The sequence below is a fragment of the Kribbella sp. NPDC050281 genome (assembly GCF_040655855.1).
Lineage (GTDB): Bacteria > Actinomycetota > Actinomycetes > Propionibacteriales > Kribbellaceae > Kribbella.
Genome location: NZ_JBFAKS010000014.1, coordinates 130,984 through 147,613 on the forward strand (window position 1 = coordinate 130,984; position 16,630 = coordinate 147,613).

Consider the following 16,630-nt stretch of genomic DNA (forward strand, 5'->3'; position numbering starts at 1 on the left):
TCCTCAGAACGTGTGGTCGAGACCGTCGGTCGGTGACTGCGGGGTGGACGGCTCCAGCGGCAGCGGTTCGAAGCCCAGCTTGCCGTGGTTGATCGGGAAGTACGTCGGCATCGTCCCGGTGGCACGAGCGTAGGCACACGCGACCGCGGCGAGGGCCGGGGCCACCGCCAGCTCACCGGCGCCGCTGGGGCTGTCGCTGGTGTTGGGCATGATGACCACCTGTACGTCCGGCGGTGTGTTCCACTGCCGGGTGTAGAAGTAGTTGTCCCAACTGCCTTCGAGCGGCATGCCGTTCTTGATGTGCAGACTCGAGGTCAGCGCGAGCGCGGTGGCGTCCTGCAGGCCACCGATCATCTGCGCTTCCAGCCCGCGCGGGTTGATGCAGAACCCGGGATCGACCACGATCACGGCCTTGGTCACGCGCGGGCCGCTCACGCCGTCCCGAATGGGCCTGTTCACCGTTTCCGGCCGGCAGTCGATCTCGACCAGGGTCGCGACCGCACCGCGGTACTCCGCGTGCACCGCGACACCCTGCGCCGTGCCTCTCGGCATGGTCTTGCCCCATCGGCCGACCTCGGCCGCCTTGTTCAGCACCGCCAGCAGTCGCTTGTCCTTGAGGAAGGTGCGACGGAACCGCACCGGGTCCTGGCCGAACTTCGCGGCGAGCCGGTCGACCACAAGCTCCTCGGCACATACGACGTTCGGCGAGTAGATGTTGCGCATGCTGCCGGTGTTGAACTTCAGCGGGATCTCGTTCAGCAACTGCGTGGTGACACCGAAGTTGTACGGCGAGGACTGGCTGAGCGCGAAGATCGTCTCGGCGAACGAGAGGTTGCCACCGACCGGCAGGTCCGCGGCGAACGCGGTGATCATCTCTCCGAGCCCGTGACCGAAGTCCGTCTCCACACTGGTGTGCCGCTGCTCGTAGCTGAGCACGTTGCCGGCCAGATAGTTGACCCGGACGCGCGACGTACACATCGGGTGGACGCGGCCCTGGCGGAAGTTGTCCGTGCGCGACCACGACAGCTTCACCGGCTTGCCCATCTTCTGCGAGATCTCCGCCGCCTCGGCCGCCACATCATGGAAAAGGTGCCGGCCGAACGAGCCGCCGCCCTGGATGACGTGCACCTTCACCGCGTCGATCGGCAGACCGAGCTGTTTCGCGATGTCCTCCTGGGCGACGATCGGTACCTTGAGGCTGGCCCAGATCTCGGCGCTGTCCGGGGCGACGTCGGCGATCGCACAGTCCGGTTCCAGCGGGCTGTTGCTGGCGAAGGCGAAGACGAACTCGGCGTCGATCGTGTTCGACAACAGCGGCGGCACGGCCATCGGCAACTGGGCCGCACGCAGCTTGGCCAGCACGGTGGCGTCGGACTCGCCGTCCACAGTTCCGGGGCCCCAGGTCGCGTCGACCACCTGGATGGCGTCGATGCACTGGCCGAACGTCTCGCCTCGGATCGCCACACCGTGGGTGATGGCGACGACGTCCGTGATACCGGGCATCGCCCGTACGGCGGCCAGATTGTTGACCGACTTCACGGTGCCGTTGATCGTCGGCGGCCGGGCCACCATGGTCGGCTTCGCGTTCGGGACCTCCAGATCCATCCCGAACTGCTTGCGGCCGGTGACGATGTCGTGAGCGTCGACGCGGTTGTGCGGGCGCCCGAGGATGCTGAACTCGGACTGGGGTTTGAGCTCGGCGGACACTTTGATCGTCCGGGAACTGGCGGCTGCCCGGGTCAATGACCCGTACGTCGCCGTACGCCCATTCGGTCCACTGACCACACCCTTGTGAGTTGTCACCTTGCCGGCCGACACACCCCAGTGCGCGGCGGCCGTCTCTACCAGGCGTTGCCGGGTGATCGCAGCGGCTGTGCGTACCGGGAGGTACATGCTGCGCATCGAGTTCGAGCCGCCGGTCAGCTGATTCATCAGCAACTCCGGCCGCGCGTCGGCGAGCCCGATGGTGACCTTGTCCATCGGCAGGTCCAGTTCCTCGGCGACGATCATCGCGATCGCCGTGGTCATGCCCTGGCCGACCTCTGCCCTGGGTACGGCGAAGTACGCGGTGCCGTCGGTCTTCAGTTCGACCGAGATCAGGCCTGAGGTGGGCGCGGCCGCGAGGTTCTGCAGATCGCCGAGATCGAAGATCTCCTCGGGCTGCGGCAGTGACGGAACCGCGGCATCCGCCGGCCGGGGATCGGCCGAGCCGGCGATCCAGCTCACACCGACCGCCAGGGTCGGTGCGGCGAGGATGTACCCGAGCACGCGACGGCGCCCCAGCAGGCCACGCTCGCCGGCCGGCTGTTGTGTTGACTCGTCCGGCGACCGACGGTGTTCGGCCATGAGGATTCCTCCGTGTTTCGACCAGTGCAGGGAACGCAGTCTGACAGCGCAGAAGACGTCTCGGCATAGCCAGAACGCCTACGTTTGGCCCGGCCGGACTGTGCACATCGCACAGTCGCGGAGCTCAGTGGGTCTTCAGCGGCCCTGAGGCGGAAACAGCCTGACGGCCCGGATCGCCAGGCCGAGATCCAGGTGGGAGGCGGCGTCGGTGAGGTCGCGACCGGTGATCTGATGGATCCGGTGGAGGCGATTGATCACCGTGTTGCGGTGGCAGTACGCCAACTCGGCCGTGCGCCGGACCGAACCGCCGGCCGCGACCCACCTCTCGAGGGTGTCGAGCAGTAGCTCACGTTCGGCTGCCGGCACCTCCATGAGCGGCACCAGCCACGTCTGGACGAGTTGCTCGGCCAGCTCGGGGGCGCTGAGCAGCAATGCCTCGGGGAGCCGTTCGGTCAGCGACGCAACCCCGGTCTCGCCGCTCAGCAGGGTTCGCCGGGCCAGCGTCGCCTGACGGTACGCGACGTCCACATCGGCAAGTCCCGAGACGACGCCTGACATGCCCGCGGGCGCGCGGACGGCGTCGCGCAGCGATCGGAGTACGGCGTCCTGAGACTCCGCGCCCAAGGCAAGCAACCCGACGACCGTGTGCGTTCGCACCTGCCACGCCGAGCCGACGTGGACGCCGGCCAACCGCCGTCTGAGCGACGCGACCGTGCACTCGTCGTCGACCAGGTTGTCGATCGCCACCACGGCGTACGAGCCGTTCACCGGTACGTCGAGGACTGTCGCGGCCTCCTGGACGAACGCCCGGTCCTTCGCTCGACCGTGCAGCAAGCCTTCCCAGAGCGTCGATCTGCGTCGCTCGTCGGCGCGGACGAGGTGGCGTTCCGCGGTGTGATAGGCGGCCGCGACCTGCGACGACGTACTGTCGACGACCTCCCAGACCTTGCTCGCGATATCCAGCAGGGCATCGGAGTCGACCACGCCCTGCGCCCGGGCCTCGTCGATCAGCGCCTCCCACACCAGCCGACCGCCGAGCCGGAACGAGCGCAGTACGTCGTCCAGCGGCATCCGCTGCTCGGCCCGGCGGCGTCCCGTCTCCCGCGCAGCATCGAAGTACTCGTCAGCTGCGGACCCGCCGCGCCGACGGTCCGTGTCGGCGATCATCTGCACGACCCGGGCGACGTTGTCATGACATGACCGCCAGAGGTCATCCGGCGGAACCGAATCCAGCTCGCGATAGGCAGGGTTCTGCTCGTAGATGGTCTGCACCAGCGCGTCGGTCACCGGCTGCAGGTGTAGCAGCAAGCTCCCGGCCAACGCCTCCGCGGTCCGCGGCACCACCGTCCGCCCGACGTCCCGCCGTACAACGTCACTCATAGTCGGCACAGCATCGCACACCGTCGCCATGCCGCACAGTCCTGGCGGCGTCGCCGGACTACTCGGTGATACCGTATAGTGGTACTCGGTGCTACGGAGTACTGAGAGGATCCGCGATGGACGACCTGACGGAGATGTTGAAGGGCACGCTCGAGGGCTGCGTGCTCGAGATCATCGGCCGGGAGGAGACCTACGGGTACGCCATCACGCGCCGGCTGAACGAGCTCGGCTTCGCCGACGTCATCGAGGGGACCGTCTACACCATCTTGCTGCGACTGGAGAAGAACGGGTTCGTGAAGGTGACGAAACGACCGTCCGAGCTCGGGCCGCCGCGCAAGTTCTACGCGCTCGACGACGCGGGGCGCGAAGAACTCGGGAGGTTCTGGGCGAAGTGGGAGTACCTCTCATCCCGGATCGACAAACTCAAGGAGGGCGGACGATGAACTTGTGGGAACGCATGACCGGGAGCGATCTCACCAGGGAGTACAAGGCGTTCGAGGCCCGGGCCGCGGCCTTGCCGGCCGACTACCGGGCGGCGTGGGATCAGATCAAGGCTCACCTCTTTCCCTACGGGAGCTTCACGGGTCGCAACCTGATGCCGATCATGGACGGCGCACTCGGACTGCTCGAAGAAACGGCGGCGGACGGGCAGAGCGTTCACGACGTGCTGGGCGACGACGTCCAGGGCTTCTGCGCGGCGCTGGCCGGCGGAGAAGGGGCGCGGAGCTATCGCGACCGGTGGCGCGAGCAGTTGAACCGGAACGTCGCAAGGAAACTGGGCCAGCGAGGAGGCTGACGTGGGCATCCAAGACATCATCGAGGGCAAGAAGCAGTGGCGGGCACACCTGGCGCGAGTCAAGGCGCTTCCGCCGGACTATCAGATCGTCTACCAGGAGATGCAGAAGTACTTCTTCAAGATCGGACCGGTCGAGTTGACCGACGGGAACCTCCTCGCAGAGATCGTCGACTTCTTCGAGGAGGGCGTGGCGGCCGGCAAGGGAGTCCTGGAACTCATCGGCAACGACGTCGCAGCCTTCTGCGACGACCTGGTCAAGGACTCGCGCACCTACGCCGACATCTATCAAGAGTCCCTCAGCGGGAACCCCGCCACGACTCAGGACACTAGGAGCTCACCCCGAGGCCGATGACGAAGCCTCCGATCAGGATCATCATCGCGGCACCGACGGTAGTGGAGTGCGCGGCGATCCAGCCCTTCGCCGAGAGGAGCCGAGGTTCCATCCGCCGCGGAAACAGGATCGTCGCGACGATGGGAACGCCCACAGTGCAGGTGGCGATCACGGTGTAGAAGACCACCAGCCCGAGATTTTCGGGGAACTCCAGGTCCGCCCCGACGATCGCCAGGCCCGCCGCCGCAGCCAGAAGGATCGCCTTCGGACGAAGGTTCAGCGCCAGGCCGATGCCGAACACAGACAGAGTGCCGAACGTGCCGATGCGGTCCAGCCAGCTCGGTCCGCCTCCGCTTCCAGCGCGAGACCGACGTGCGAGGGTGACCACGCCCAGCAGCACGAGGGCACTGCCGATCGCCACCTCCACCTTCGCCACGAGGGCGTCATGTTCGCGCGGTCGTCCGGGAAGCGCCTGGCCGGCCACGGTCGCCAGCGCGACGGTGGCGAAGGTGCCGAGCAGTGTGCCGACCAGGAAGCCCAGGCCGGAGCGGCTGCGGCTCTCCGACAGCAGGATGAAGATGGTGGCGGTGATGGGGACGCTGCTCAGCGCCGCCGCGACGGCCAGCGGTATCAGCTGAAGCAGCGCCTGCCCCATCGCGTCTCCGATCCCGCCCCGACGAGCAGCCTTCCGGCATGGCGTACGTCGCGACGGCTAGATGATGGGCTCGATTTCGCTGGGCCGCCAGGTCTTGTCGAAGAAAGGTTCGAGTGAGCTGTACAGACGCAAGATGACGAAGAATCCTTGACCCGGAACAGTCTGGATCCAGTTCCCGTCGCGCACGCCGTCTGACATCACTGCCGCCTCTCCACGACTTCGCGCCGGACGTTCGCCCGCGTCACTCGTCTCGTTCGTTCCGAGCATCGGTTCCCAGCGTGCTCGACGACCTGCCGCAGGGCATCACTCATAGCGAGTGACTCCGACCGCGGATTCATGTGATCTGCGTGATGCGGATTGCGTCTGGTCCGACGCGCAATAGAGGTTCAGCATGCGGAAGGATGAGTTGGTCGTGGACTACATCGAACGGCTGCGGCGTCTGGCCATCAACGACGCAGGCCTGGCCGACGATGGTGGAGACGACCACTCAGTACTGGACCCCGTCCTTGATCAGAGGACGCGAGCGTTGGTACGCCTCGCCGCGCTGGTCGCGGTCGGCGGGGCTGTCCCGACGTACGGCGCTCAGACCGATGCCGCGGTGGACGCGGGAGCGACGGCGGCGGAGATCGTCGACGTACTGTTCAGCATCGTTCCGATCACCGGACTCCCACGAGCGGTGGCCGCAGGGCCTAAGGTGGCGCTGGCGTTGGGTTACGACGTCAACGAGGAGCCGGATAGGCAGGTGGTGGATGAAGACGGCTAACCACCAAGCAGCCCGATCGCCGTCGCGTGTTGCACGGCGTCGTTGCGTGAGGAGACTCCCAGCTTCCGGTAGATCGATGCGACCTCGGAGCTCACGGTATTGCGGCTGACGAACAGTCGATGGCCGATCTCGCCGATCGTGAGATGCGTCTGCAGGTACGGCAGCAGCCGCAACTCGGCCGGGGTCAGGGGCGATCCACCGCTCGCACCGGTCTGGGCACTCGAGGTGACAATGCGGCGAAAGTCCGAGACCTCGTCGACCAGGGCACCCAGCGCAGGCCGATGGATCAGGACATCGTCGATCTCACGCAACAGGTGACGAGCGGTCGTGGCGTCGCCGATGCTCCAGTACACCTTCGCGAGCTGGAGCCGTCCACGTACCGCGAAGAAGGGCAGCACGAACGTGCAGGCCGGGCGCGCTCGCATTGCATTGGTGAGCTGTCTGTCTGCCTCTTTCAGATCGCCCCGGTGCACGGCCAGCCGCGCCGCCTGAGCGAAGGCGATCACACTCGTAGCGTAATCGTGCATCCGATGCTCATCGATGAGCGCGAGGGCCCGATCGACGTGCTCGCCCGCCTGCGCCCACCGCCCGCGATCCATCTCCATCGATGCCAACTCGGACTCGCTGTCGACGATGGTGTCGGTATTGCCGAGCGCCTCGGCCACGGCCGACGTTTCCACGAAGAGTTCGCACGCCTCGTCGACGTCTCCGAAGAGGAGATGGGCTTCAGCTGACATGCACAACGCAGTGTCGCGCCACGGGCTCCAGGGCGGTTCCTGAGCAAGCGCGAGGTTCGCGTCGATCAGCATCTGCTCCGGCCCGGAGGCGCACATGACCGCCCGAAGCATCGCCCGCGCCGAGTCGAACGACGCCGTGCCGTCCGCCGGCACCAGCTCGAACGAAGCCGCATCCACGATCGCCGCCCAGCGTTGCGCTTCGCGGGTGTGGCCCGCCAACGCGGTGATCCAGCCGGCGAGCACGGCGAGCGGCGGATACTGCTCGATGGCAGAGTCCCCCAGCGCGGACAGCCACCGCTGCACTGTCGTGATCTGGCCGGCGCTGTACGTCGGCAGTGCCAACGCGGTCACCAGCCGGACACAGCGACTTCGCTCGGTCGTGTTCAGCAAGTGTTCCAGGGCGAGCACCGGAGATCCGTTCGACTCGTACCAGTCGGCCGCGCGCAGATGCAGCTTCATGACGACCTCGGGCTCGACCCTGCGCAGCTCACCGAGAAGGAACTCCCGGAACAGCGCGTGGTAGCGATACCACAGACGCCGGCGGTCCAGCGGTATCAGGAAGGAGTTCGAGGCCTCGATGGTGCGCAACTGCTGCTGTCCGCCAGATTCTCCGAGGAGGGCATCGCACAACGGTGCATGGAGTTGGTCCAGCACGGCCGTGCGGCGCAGGAACGCCTGCGTCGTGCCGGGCAACTGGCTGAGCGACTCGCGATACAGGTAGTCGGTCACGTACCGGTCCTCACCGGACACATCCACCGCCTGCCCGTGGCTCTCATGCGCGATCGCCGCGGCGAGGTACAGGCCGGCCGGCCAGCCTTCGGTTCGAGCCGTCACCCCGGCCACCACATCGGGAGCCACCTGGACGCCGACGGCCGCGAAGATCTGCTCGGCACCGACCGCGTCCAGGGCCAGCTCGGCTGCGCCGAGTTCCACCACGTCCGCCGCCGACCGCAGCCGCGGGATGTGAGGCTGCTCCGAACGACTCGCGGAGACCAACTGAGAGCCCCGCGGGATGCCTGAGATCACCACGCCCAGTACGTCGTGGCAGGCCGACGACCGCAGTTCGTGAAGGTCGTCCAGCATCAGTACGAACGGTGCCGGGCTGGTCCTGAGTACCGACGCGAGGCGCGGAGCGCCCCGAGCCAGCGGCGATACGCCCGGACTGCGCAGGTCGGCCAGCAGGTCGGCATCTGCCGGTGAGACCCGCGCGTACGCGGTCGCCAACACGGACAGAAGCAACGCGGGGTCATCATCGAAGCGGTCAAGGGACACCCAGACGATGCGACGACTCTCCGCCCGTGCCCACTGAGCCAGCAAGGTCGACTTGCCGTAGCCCGCAGACGCGGTGATGCCGACCACACGGCACCGGCTGGCGCGAGCCGCCTCGATCAGGTCGGTGCGACTCACCGAACCCGGGCGCGCCTGCGGGACCGACAACTTCGCGTCCAGCAGCAGCCGATCCAGCCCGCCGACGACCGGCGCCGCTCCCTGCGATTCGTCGCCCACCATGCGTAGCCGCCCCCACCTGCTCCCGCCCGCAACATTGCCGCAGGAGCCCGCGGATCGACTCATCCGCGCAGGGTGACTTCCATCGACCTCGAACACGGCAACCGCCACGCACCACGGAACCACCGTCGGACCGGTGATCGAGTGGCTGCCTGCGCTCGTTCGCCGGGGGCGGCTATCCGTTGCTTTGAGCCTCGAGCTCTGCGATCTCGATGGCGACGTCGAGCGCCTCGACGATCCTCCCCGTCGCCGAGGCAACCCGCGCGGTACCGACAATCGGCGCGATCGCAGCCAGGACACCGCGGACCTGCTCGGCGTCGACACCCAGCTCGCTGGCCGCGCCGAGGTTCAACAGGTACGAGACCGGCGGCGCGTCGACGGCGACCAGGGCGGCGATGCGGACGAGCATCAGAGCCTCCGGATCGAGACTCGATACCGCAACCGAGTCTGCGGTCATTCGTGCGAGCTGGTCGAGGACGGGCCTCTCGGCGGTGGATTCGGACATGATGCATCCCCTCGTTGGCTGGGTGGACTGTTCCTGGTTCGATTCCACTCCGATCCGCGCAACTGCCGCATCATCCAGATCGCGTGAAAGCGGCGGTCCGCACCCGGATTTCACACGATGAGAGTGATTCCACCCGGCGTTCCCGGTTGTGGGATGGATCCAAGTCAGTTGCGCCATGGCGACTACGACAGCGTCGGCGTTGTCGCGGTACGCCGTGGTGCCCCGTGAAGGAGAGTCCGAAATGGCAGAGCAGACAGCACCTGGTCCTCGATCCGCGGTCCAAGCGGAGGAGAAGAGCAGTTGGGCAGTTGGGTTCATCTTGTTCGCCGGCATCATGATGATCGTCTCCGGCGGCTTCCAGGCCTTCACCGGCCTGGTCGCACTCTTCGAGGACGAGTTCTACGTTGCCACCCGCAACTACCTGCTCCAGTTCGACGCCACCGCCTGGGGCTGGATCCACCTGCTCGGCGGCCTGCTCGTCGTGGCTGCCGGGCTCGCGGTGATGGCCGGCAAGATGTGGGGACGGGTCATCGGCATCATCTTGGCGGTGCTCAGCCTGCTGGCGAACTTCGCCTTCATGCCGTACTACCCTTTCTGGTCCCTGACCATCGTCGCGATCGACGTCTTCGTCATCTGGGCACTGATCGCCCACGGTCGCGACGTCACCGCCTGATCACGAACCATCCTCCTCACGGTGACAGGAGCATCGGATGACCAGCGCGCCAGGGTCGATACGTGACGCCTACGAGCGAGCCCGCCCGTTCGCCCTGACGATGCTGCTGGGCATCGCCGCCTTCACGATCGCGCTGGCCGGGCTGACGTCTATCGCAGACATCATCGGACCGGCCTTCCTGGCGCTGGTCATCACGATCACCCTGCATCCGATCCGCATCCGGCTCGAACGGCATCAGCGGATCCCGGGATGGGTCGCGTCGATCCTCATGGTGATCGCCGCGTACCTGCTGCTGCTCCTGCTCACCCTTGCTCTGGTGGTGTCGGTCGCACAGCTGGCCGCGCTGATCCCGCAGTACAGCGCTCAAATCACCGACGCGGTCGCGAACGCAGGGAACGCGCTGCGGGACCTCGGCGTCAAGCAGGACCAAATCAACGCAGTCGTCAACGCCGTCGACCCCGGACAGCTCGTCGACCTCGCGATGTCGGTGCTGTCCAGCACGCTCGGCGTCCTGAGCAACCTCTTCTTCCTGCTCACCGTCCTGCTCTTCATGGCCTTCGACACCGACTCGACCCGCCGTGGTTTCGCGATGCTCAGCGACCGCTTCCCCAACCCCGTGGGTGCGCTCGACAACTTCGCGCACGGAACCCGCAACTACATGGGCGTCTCGGCCGGCTTCGGACTCGTCGTCGCGGTGCTCGACGGGCTGGCCCTGTGGATCATGGGCGTCCCCGGCGCCTTCGTGTGGGCGGTGCTCGCCTTCGTCACCAACTTCATCCCCAACATAGGCTTCATCATCGGAGTGATCCCGCCGGCGCTCATCGCGCTACTGGACGGTGGCCCAGGGCTGATGATCGCAGTCATCGTCGTCTACAGCGTGATCAACTTCGTGATCCAGTCCATCATCCAGCCACGCGTCGTCGGGGACGCGGTAGGGCTGACTCCCACCTTGACCTTCATGTCACTGGTGTTCTGGACCTGGGTCATCGGACCGCTCGGCGCGCTGCTCGCCGTACCGCTGAGCCTTCTCACCAAAGCACTCCTGATCGAAGCCGATCCCCGCACCCGCTGGGCACTGCCACTGATCTCCGGCAAGACGGACCCGGCCGACACGCCTGATCCACACGAGACCCAACCATTGGCCGACACGGAACCCGTCTGAGATCGCCTGGCACCACGCTCTACTGGGCTTCGATGGTGACGGCTTTGAGGGTGCCGGTGAAGCGGAAGGGTGGTTTGTAGGCCGGCGAGATGGGTGTGCCCCAGTCCTCGCCGACGTCGAAGGTGTCGTCGGTCGAGAAGTACACCGGGACCGTCCTGTCGATCCGGCCGTTGCCGACGGCTTGCCCGTCGAGTCGCAGCGTGCCGGTGCCGCCCTTGCCCGGGCCGCCGCCGTCGTAGGCGAAGTCGAAGCGGATGGTTGACGGTCCCTTGGGCAACGCCTCCGTTGACGTGATCGTGTAGTGCTCCTTCCCGAGCCAGTTGTATTGGAAGGTCGGCGTACCCTCCAGCACGTAGAAGGCGAATCCACCGGTCTCGCCGCCCATCGTCGCGAGCATGCCCTCGGCGTCGCCGTCGGGGTTGTCCACGTCGGCGATGACGGAGAAGGAACGGTTCTTGATGTCGATGACCCCGTCCTCGGGGAGCCGGATCGTGCCGGCGCTGTAGGTGGCCCGGTTGCCGGAGACGAGTCGCGGCCGTTTGGCGGTCAGTAGTTCGAAGGCGTTGTTGACCATCGGGTAGACGTTGTAGGTGCGCGCCTCGTGGTCGAACAGCGCCTGGAGTTCCGCGAGCCGCTCCGGGTGCTGTGCCGCCAGGTTGGTGGCGTGGCCGAAGTCGTTGCGCAGGTCGTAGAGCTCCCACGCGTCCTCGTCGAACGGCACCACCTGCTTGGCGGCGGCCGTCACGCCGTCGAGTCCGTGGCGGGTGCCGGCCCACCAGCCGTCCCGGTAGATGGCGCGGCTGCCGGTCAGTTCGAAGTACTGCGTCGTGTGCCGGTCCGGCGCGGTGGCGTCGTCGAAGGTGTAGGCCATGCTCACGCCGTGCATCGGCATCTGGTCGATGCCGTTCACCTGTGTCGGCTCCGGCACGCCCACCACTTCGAGGATGGTCGGCGTGACGTCGATGAGGTGATGGAACTGCCGCCGGAAGATGCCCCGGTCGGTGATACCCGTCGGCCAAGACATGACAACTGCCGTGCTGCACCCGCCGCCCGACGTCACCATCTTGCCGTACGTGTACGGCGTCGAGGTGGCGTAGGCCCACGCGGCGGGATAACAGCCGTGCGAGGTCGGGCCGCCGAACTCGTCCAGGCGCTCCACAAGGTCGTCCAGCGACTCCGTGAGCCCGTTGAAGTAGGTCAGCTTGTTCATCGCGCCGTGCAGGCCGCCCTCGGGCGTTGGGCCGTTATCGCCCGCGATGAAGATGACCAGGGTGTTCTCCAGTTCGCCCAGCTGGTCGACCGCCTCGACGATGCGCCCGACCTGGTGGTCAGTGTGCTCGACGGCGCCGCAGAACACTTCCATCCAGCGCGCACCGACCAAGCGGTCTTTGTCGCTGAGTTCATCCCACGACGGCAGCGCCTCGGGCCACGGCGACAGTTCGGTGTCGGCAGAGACGATTCCCAGCTCCTTCTGCCGCGCGATGATGCGATCCCGCAGTACGTCGTAGCCGTCGTCGAACTCGCCCCGGTACTTCTCGATCCACTCTTTGGGCACGCCCACCGGCGGCTTGTGCCCATTCGGGGCGTAGTAGGCGATCCATGGCTTGTCGGGCTGGATGGACTTCTGTCGCTGGATCCAGCCGATGGTTCGATCGGCCATGTCGGCCTCGAGGTGGTACCCCTCCTCGGGTGTCCTCGGCGGTTCCAGCGGCGTGCCGTTCTCCCACAGCGGTGGATGCCACTGGCTCACACCGGGACCGAAGAACCCGTAGAAGTACTCCGCACCCATGCCCATCGGCCACCGGTCGAACGGCCCGGCGGCAGTGATCTCGTGCATCGGGGTCAGGTGGGTCTTGCCGATCCACGCCGTGGCGTATCCGTTCAGGCGCAAGATCTCCAGCACCGTGGCGGCGCTGCGCGGAACGGAGGCGTTGTACCCCGGGAACCCGGCCGACGCCTCCGGCACGCTGCCCATCCCCACGGCATGGGAGTTGCGCCCGGTGAGCAATGCGGCTCGCGACGCCGCACAGACGGGAGTGGTGTGGAAGTTCGTGTAGCTCAGGCCGTGCCGCGCCAACCGATCGAAGACCGGCGTACGCGCCGGCCCGCCGAACGCGCTCATGTGCCCGAAACCGATGTCGTCACCCATCACCAGCAACACGTTCGGGGCACCCGCCGGCGGCTTCAACGGCTCCGGGAAGTCAGGCGACGAGTCCGCAAACGCCGTTCGGATCTCACCATGGAACGACGGATCAGGCGGCGGCAGCACCCGCCGGTCAATCGAAGCCGCATCCGGAACCTCAGCCATCGTCCCCGCCTTCCCAGCACTTCGCGAGACCCACCCATAGGACTCGGAACCTACGGCGAGCCACACACGCCTGCATCACACACAAGAGATGATTCGGCCCAAGACGGCATCCCCGTGCAGATGCGGAGTAAGAGTAGGTAGGTGACCAACGACAGGGAGCATCATGCGGATCGGTGAGATCGACATCCACCCAGTCACCGACGGCGTTTTCAGGGCTTCGCCCGCGTACTTCGGGGACCACGCGCGCGCCGAGGGCCACGAGGACCTCTTCACCCGCCACGGCATGGCCTGGCTGCCGATCGGCTGCTTCCTCGTGCGAACCAAGGACCGGACGGTTCTCGTCGACGCGGGCATGGGACCGGATATCGCCGATGCCAGTCCTCGGCGGCTGCTGATCGGCGGGCAGTTGCCGCTGGGGCTCCGCGCCGTCGGCGTCAGCCCGTCGCAGGTCACCGACATCATCTGCACCCATCTTCATGCCGACCACTGCGGCTGGCTCTTCGACCTCGACGCCGAGCCGATGTTCCCCAACGCCGCCATCTGGATCGGTGCGGGCGACTGGCACCACTTCGCGCAGGACCCGGCGCACGCGATGCGCGAACACATCCGGCACGGCCTCCGGATCGCCTCGGATCGCGGCGACCGCCTGCGCCTGGTCGATCGCGACACCACAGTCGCGCCAGGCATCACCCTGACCATGACGCCCGGCCATACGCCCGGCCATCTCTGCGTCATCGTCTCCTCCGGGACGAGTCGCGCGCTGCTGCTCGGCGACGCGATCATCTGCCCGGTCCAGCTGGACGAGCCGACCTGGCGGTCAATGGGTGACGTCGATCCCGAACTCGCCCAGCAGGTTCGCGAGCGACTGTTCCGTGAACTGGAGGACGGCAATACTCTGGGCGCCGGCGCCCACTTCCCCGAACTGCAGTTCGGCCGGGTCCTGGCCGGCCAAGGCCGACGCTGGCTCACCTGAGCTCCCTCGCGTGGCGTTGGGGACATGATGATTCGGTGACTACGAACGAACAGACGGCACAGCCGTCGCCGACGAAGTGTTGGTGTTGCGACAGGGAGTACGACGAGCGCGAGCTGGTGCGGTTGGGCGCTCATCCGGAGGTCGGGATCTGTCTGGCATGCGTCCTCGATGTGAAGCAGCGCGCCGGCGAACGCGAAGACCAACTCAGACCGACGGCGACCACGAGGCTACGAACCGGCGTACGGCGCTCACGCGACTGGGTGATCGCCCACGACTGGCACAACCGGCCGGTCCTCGGCCCATTCCTGCGCTGGATCAACCGCCACCTTCCGTAGCGTGGACCGGCCGATCTGTACGGTCCGTGAAGAAGTCGTGGTGTCAGGGGTGGAAGATGACCTGTGGGTACTTCGGGCTGGCGCGGCGGAGTAGCGGTTGTGGTTGCTTGCGGAGGAACTGGTCGAAGAACGCGCCGAGGTAGGCGCGCTGCGCGCGGATGCTCGCCGCAGGATCGACGGTGCCAAGGAGGCCCGCGATCTGGGCAGGCGGCAGACCGAACTTCGCCGCGATCGCCGGGACGGAGAACTGATAGTCAGCGAACGAGCCATGGGTGCCGGTCGGGATCTCGAGGTCGAGTTTCCAACCGCTCTGAGCGTTCCAGAAACTGGTCCACGACGGGTCGTTGAGCGGCGACTCCGGATTCGGCACGTGTGCATGCCCTTGGGCGCCGAACAGGAGGAACGGCCGATCGATCCCCTGCTTGGCCGATTCGCTCAGCTCACCGTCCGGGAAACCGTATTGCAGTGTGCCGTCGAGATTCACCCCGGCCCTGATCCGGTGATCCTGCAGCATCGTTTCGGCGGCGGCGAACCCGCCTTGGCTGTAGCCCAACATCCCGATTCGCCGGAGATCCAGCGCCCGGGCAAGGCGGCCCGGCGCCTCCTCGGACTCAGCCAGATCCGCCAGGCTGTCCAGCACGAAGCGGATGTCGGCGACCCGGACCGCAACCGTCCTGCGCGGATTGTTGCTGTCGGCGACAACCGGAGCCACACGTCCGCCAGGGAACTCGACCGGCGCCTCGCCGGTGTGGTCGATGGCCACCACGACATACCCGCGGCTGGCCAGATCCTCCACGTGGTGGGTGCCGAGGATGCGCGACGTACCCGCTCCCGGCGAATACAGGACAACCGGGTGGTGCCCAAGCGCCGGCGCATCAGCGTGCGCATGAGTCGGCGTACCGGCGTAGTCGATGCTTCCCGCGGGCAGCCCCAGGGTGCCCGAGACGTCGGCGGCCAGCGGACCGGCCGACCTCGATGGCGCGTACGGCGCCCTCGGGCCGACGGGGAACGCCGGATACCAGACACTGACCATCAGCTCTCGTCGTACAACCGGCGTCCAGGGGTCCTTCCGCGCAGCATCGGTCAGGTGCAGCGCGGTCGTCCCGATCGGATACCGACCGGTCGGCTCGGGCAGCGTCAACCGGAACGGTGCCGAACGAGCCGCAGACCGCGCCTGCGCGGCCTGCGGCATAGCGCTGGCGGCCGCCCCACCGGCGGCCAGAGCAAGAACAGTGCGACGTGAAACCAAACTCATGCAACTACCCTGCGCGCAGCCCTCGTCATCAAGAATCCACCACGCGACGGACCCTCGATCCCCCGCTGGAATGACTTCGGCTGCCAGACGATACGGAAGCGCAACTCGTCGGGTCAGCGTGTCTCGAGGAAGGTGACCACTGCGAGGACCCTGCGGTGGTCGTCGTCGGTCTCCGACAGGCTCAGCTTGGACAGGATGTGCCGGACGTGCTTCTCCACGGTGCCCTCGGTCACCCACAGTCGCCGGGCAATGCCTGCGTTGGACCGTCCCTCGGCCATCAGCGCAAGCACCTCGTGCTCCCGCTCGCTGAGACCGGCCAGCGGGTCGTCACGGCGCCGCGCGGTCACCAGCTCCTGCACCAGAGCTGGGTCCATGACCGATCCACCCTTGACGATCCGCTCCAGTGTGTCGATGAACTCGTCCACATCCGTCACGCGGCTCTTCAACAGGTAACCGATCCGCTGACCGGTGGCGAGCAGCTCCATCGCATCCTCGACCTCGGCGTGGGCCGACAACACCAGGATGCCGATCTCCGGAATCTCGCTGCGGATCTGCCGCGCGGCATCCAGTCCGTCGGTGGTGTACGTCGGCGGCATCCGGATGTCGAGCACGACCAGGTCGGGCTTCAGCTCGCGCACCATCGGAAGGATCCACGTACTGTCGCCGGTCTGCCCGACCACCTCGAACCCGGATCGCTGCAGCAGGCTGGCCAGGCCCTCACGAAGGAGGACATCGTCCTCGGCCAACAACACACGCGTGACAACGGCACCATTGCTGTGCCGGTGCTGCGGGGACGGCCCGGTCGCCATGACAAAGGGTATCCCGATCCGTTCCCGCCCGCAGCCATCCGGAATCCCGTGCTGCAGGTGACCTCAAGTCACCGGGTGCCCCGCGCTCCACACAAG

The 16,630-nt window shown here is 66.8% G+C and carries 17 protein-coding genes; 8 read left to right on the forward strand and 9 right to left on the reverse strand.

All coding sequences use genetic code 11. The features are described 5' to 3' along the window. Positions 1 to 3: 3 nt before the first annotated feature. Entirely contained in the window at positions 4 to 2,346 is a 2,343-nt protein-coding gene (locus AB0I34_RS17605) for a molybdopterin cofactor-binding domain-containing protein (protein WP_360446170.1), read from the reverse strand. Between the two features lie 135 nt (positions 2,347 to 2,481). Next, positions 2,482 to 3,726: a helix-turn-helix domain-containing protein gene (locus AB0I34_RS17610; protein WP_360446172.1), complete on the reverse strand. Its 1,245-nt coding sequence runs from the start codon at positions 3,724 to 3,726 to the stop codon at positions 2,482 to 2,484. Positions 3,727 to 3,842: 116 nt separating this feature from the next. On the opposite strand from AB0I34_RS17610, the gene AB0I34_RS17615 reads away from it, so the two are divergent. From AB0I34_RS17615 to AB0I34_RS17625, 3 genes are read left to right on the forward strand one after another with little or no spacing between them, the layout of a single operon-like run. Further along, positions 3,843 to 4,169, forward strand: a complete 327-nt coding sequence (locus tag AB0I34_RS17615; protein ID WP_360446174.1) for a PadR family transcriptional regulator — start codon at positions 3,843 to 3,845, stop codon at positions 4,167 to 4,169. Next, positions 4,166 to 4,522 (forward strand): DUF1048 domain-containing protein, encoded by a 357-nt coding sequence (locus AB0I34_RS17620; protein ID WP_360446176.1) that lies wholly within the window; start codon positions 4,166 to 4,168, stop codon positions 4,520 to 4,522. The genes AB0I34_RS17615 and AB0I34_RS17620 overlap by 4 nt, the downstream gene beginning before the upstream one ends. A 1-nt stretch (position 4,523) precedes the next feature. Beyond that, complete coding sequence (locus tag AB0I34_RS17625; RefSeq protein ID WP_360446178.1) at positions 4,524 to 4,874, forward strand: DUF1048 domain-containing protein; 351 nt, start codon at positions 4,524 to 4,526, stop codon at positions 4,872 to 4,874. Here AB0I34_RS17625 and AB0I34_RS17630 read toward each other — a convergent pair. Continuing rightward, positions 4,849 to 5,508, reverse strand: coding sequence for a GAP family protein (locus AB0I34_RS17630; protein ID WP_360446180.1), 660 nt, complete (start codon positions 5,506 to 5,508; stop codon positions 4,849 to 4,851). The genes AB0I34_RS17625 and AB0I34_RS17630 overlap by 26 nt on opposite strands. A gap of 57 nt (positions 5,509 to 5,565) precedes the next feature. Beyond that, the gene (locus AB0I34_RS17635; RefSeq protein ID WP_360446182.1) at positions 5,566 to 5,775 is read right to left on the reverse strand and encodes a hypothetical protein; all 210 of its coding nucleotides are present in this window, start codon (positions 5,773 to 5,775) and stop codon (positions 5,566 to 5,568) included. Positions 5,776 to 5,899: 124 nt separating this feature from the next. Here AB0I34_RS17635 and AB0I34_RS17640 point away from each other — a divergent pair, with 124 nt between their 5' ends. Continuing rightward, positions 5,900 to 6,271, forward strand: coding sequence for a carboxymuconolactone decarboxylase family protein (locus AB0I34_RS17640; RefSeq protein WP_360446183.1), 372 nt, complete (start codon positions 5,900 to 5,902; stop codon positions 6,269 to 6,271). On the opposite strand, the gene AB0I34_RS17645 is transcribed toward AB0I34_RS17640, so the two are convergent. Together AB0I34_RS17645 and AB0I34_RS17650 are read right to left on the reverse strand one after the other, a co-directional pair. Then, entirely contained in the window at positions 6,268 to 8,580 is a 2,313-nt protein-coding gene (locus AB0I34_RS17645) for an AAA family ATPase (RefSeq protein WP_360446185.1), read from the reverse strand. The two genes, AB0I34_RS17640 and AB0I34_RS17645, sit on opposite strands and share 4 nt — an antisense overlap. A 109-nt stretch (positions 8,581 to 8,689) precedes the next feature. Beyond that, positions 8,690 to 9,019 carry a carboxymuconolactone decarboxylase family protein gene (locus AB0I34_RS17650; RefSeq protein WP_360446187.1) on the reverse strand — a complete coding sequence of 110 codons (330 nt, stop codon included), beginning with the start codon at positions 9,017 to 9,019 and terminating at the stop codon, positions 8,690 to 8,692. A 241-nt stretch (positions 9,020 to 9,260) separates the two neighbouring features. Here AB0I34_RS17650 and AB0I34_RS17655 point away from each other — a divergent pair, with 241 nt between their 5' ends. Together AB0I34_RS17655 and AB0I34_RS17660 are read left to right on the forward strand one after the other, a co-directional pair. Further along, positions 9,261 to 9,692 (forward strand): hypothetical protein, encoded by a 432-nt coding sequence (locus AB0I34_RS17655; protein WP_360446189.1) that lies wholly within the window; start codon positions 9,261 to 9,263, stop codon positions 9,690 to 9,692. Between the two features lie 37 nt (positions 9,693 to 9,729). Continuing rightward, positions 9,730 to 10,854 (forward strand): AI-2E family transporter, encoded by a 1,125-nt coding sequence (locus tag AB0I34_RS17660; protein ID WP_360446191.1) that lies wholly within the window; start codon positions 9,730 to 9,732, stop codon positions 10,852 to 10,854. Between the two features lie 19 nt (positions 10,855 to 10,873). On the opposite strand, the gene AB0I34_RS17665 is transcribed toward AB0I34_RS17660, so the two are convergent. Next, the gene (locus tag AB0I34_RS17665; RefSeq protein WP_360446193.1) at positions 10,874 to 13,162 is read right to left on the reverse strand and encodes an arylsulfatase; all 2,289 of its coding nucleotides are present in this window, start codon (positions 13,160 to 13,162) and stop codon (positions 10,874 to 10,876) included. Between the two features lie 163 nt (positions 13,163 to 13,325). Here AB0I34_RS17665 and AB0I34_RS17670 point away from each other — a divergent pair, with 163 nt between their 5' ends. Then, positions 13,326 to 14,135, forward strand: coding sequence for an MBL fold metallo-hydrolase (locus tag AB0I34_RS17670; protein ID WP_360446195.1), 810 nt, complete (start codon positions 13,326 to 13,328; stop codon positions 14,133 to 14,135). A 35-nt stretch (positions 14,136 to 14,170) separates the two neighbouring features. Beyond that, complete coding sequence (locus AB0I34_RS17675) at positions 14,171 to 14,470, forward strand: hypothetical protein (RefSeq protein ID WP_360446197.1); 300 nt, start codon at positions 14,171 to 14,173, stop codon at positions 14,468 to 14,470. A 43-nt stretch (positions 14,471 to 14,513) separates the two neighbouring features. Here the strand turns inward: AB0I34_RS17675 and AB0I34_RS17680 are convergent, their stop codons facing one another. Together AB0I34_RS17680 and AB0I34_RS17685 are read right to left on the reverse strand one after the other, a co-directional pair. Then, complete coding sequence (locus tag AB0I34_RS17680) at positions 14,514 to 15,725, reverse strand: alpha/beta hydrolase (protein WP_360446199.1); 1,212 nt, start codon at positions 15,723 to 15,725, stop codon at positions 14,514 to 14,516. A 113-nt stretch (positions 15,726 to 15,838) separates the two neighbouring features. After that, a complete protein-coding gene (locus AB0I34_RS17685) occupies positions 15,839 to 16,534 on the reverse strand; it encodes a response regulator transcription factor (protein ID WP_360446201.1) in 696 nt (231 codons plus the stop codon). Positions 16,535 to 16,630: the final 96 nt, after the last annotated feature.

Excerpts from the sequence above, each read along its gene's own strand:
- AB0I34_RS17605 (WP_360446170.1), bottom strand. The coding sequence starts at position 2,346 with ATGGCCGAACACCGTCGGTCGCCGGACGAGTCAACACAACAGCCGGCC.
- AB0I34_RS17610 (WP_360446172.1), bottom strand. The coding sequence starts at position 3,726 with ATGAGTGACGTTGTACGGCGGGACGTCGGGCGGACGGTGGTGCCGCGG.
- AB0I34_RS17615 (WP_360446174.1), top strand. The coding sequence starts at position 3,843 with ATGGACGACCTGACGGAGATGTTGAAGGGCACGCTCGAGGGCTGCGTG.
- AB0I34_RS17620 (WP_360446176.1), top strand. The coding sequence starts at position 4,166 with ATGAACTTGTGGGAACGCATGACCGGGAGCGATCTCACCAGGGAGTAC.
- AB0I34_RS17630 (WP_360446180.1), bottom strand. The coding sequence starts at position 5,508 with ATGGGGCAGGCGCTGCTTCAGCTGATACCGCTGGCCGTCGCGGCGGCG.
- AB0I34_RS17635 (WP_360446182.1), bottom strand. The coding sequence starts at position 5,775 with ATGCTCGGAACGAACGAGACGAGTGACGCGGGCGAACGTCCGGCGCGA.
- AB0I34_RS17640 (WP_360446183.1), top strand. The coding sequence starts at position 5,900 with ATGCGGAAGGATGAGTTGGTCGTGGACTACATCGAACGGCTGCGGCGT.
- AB0I34_RS17645 (WP_360446185.1), bottom strand. The coding sequence starts at position 8,580 with ATGAGTCGATCCGCGGGCTCCTGCGGCAATGTTGCGGGCGGGAGCAGG.
- AB0I34_RS17650 (WP_360446187.1), bottom strand. The coding sequence starts at position 9,019 with ATGTCCGAATCCACCGCCGAGAGGCCCGTCCTCGACCAGCTCGCACGA.
- AB0I34_RS17655 (WP_360446189.1), top strand. The coding sequence starts at position 9,261 with ATGGCAGAGCAGACAGCACCTGGTCCTCGATCCGCGGTCCAAGCGGAG.
- AB0I34_RS17660 (WP_360446191.1), top strand. The coding sequence starts at position 9,730 with ATGACCAGCGCGCCAGGGTCGATACGTGACGCCTACGAGCGAGCCCGC.
- AB0I34_RS17665 (WP_360446193.1), bottom strand. The coding sequence starts at position 13,162 with ATGGCTGAGGTTCCGGATGCGGCTTCGATTGACCGGCGGGTGCTGCCG.
- AB0I34_RS17670 (WP_360446195.1), top strand. The coding sequence starts at position 13,326 with ATGCGGATCGGTGAGATCGACATCCACCCAGTCACCGACGGCGTTTTC.
- AB0I34_RS17680 (WP_360446199.1), bottom strand. The coding sequence starts at position 15,725 with ATGAGTTTGGTTTCACGTCGCACTGTTCTTGCTCTGGCCGCCGGTGGG.
- AB0I34_RS17685 (WP_360446201.1), bottom strand. The coding sequence starts at position 16,534 with ATGGCGACCGGGCCGTCCCCGCAGCACCGGCACAGCAATGGTGCCGTT.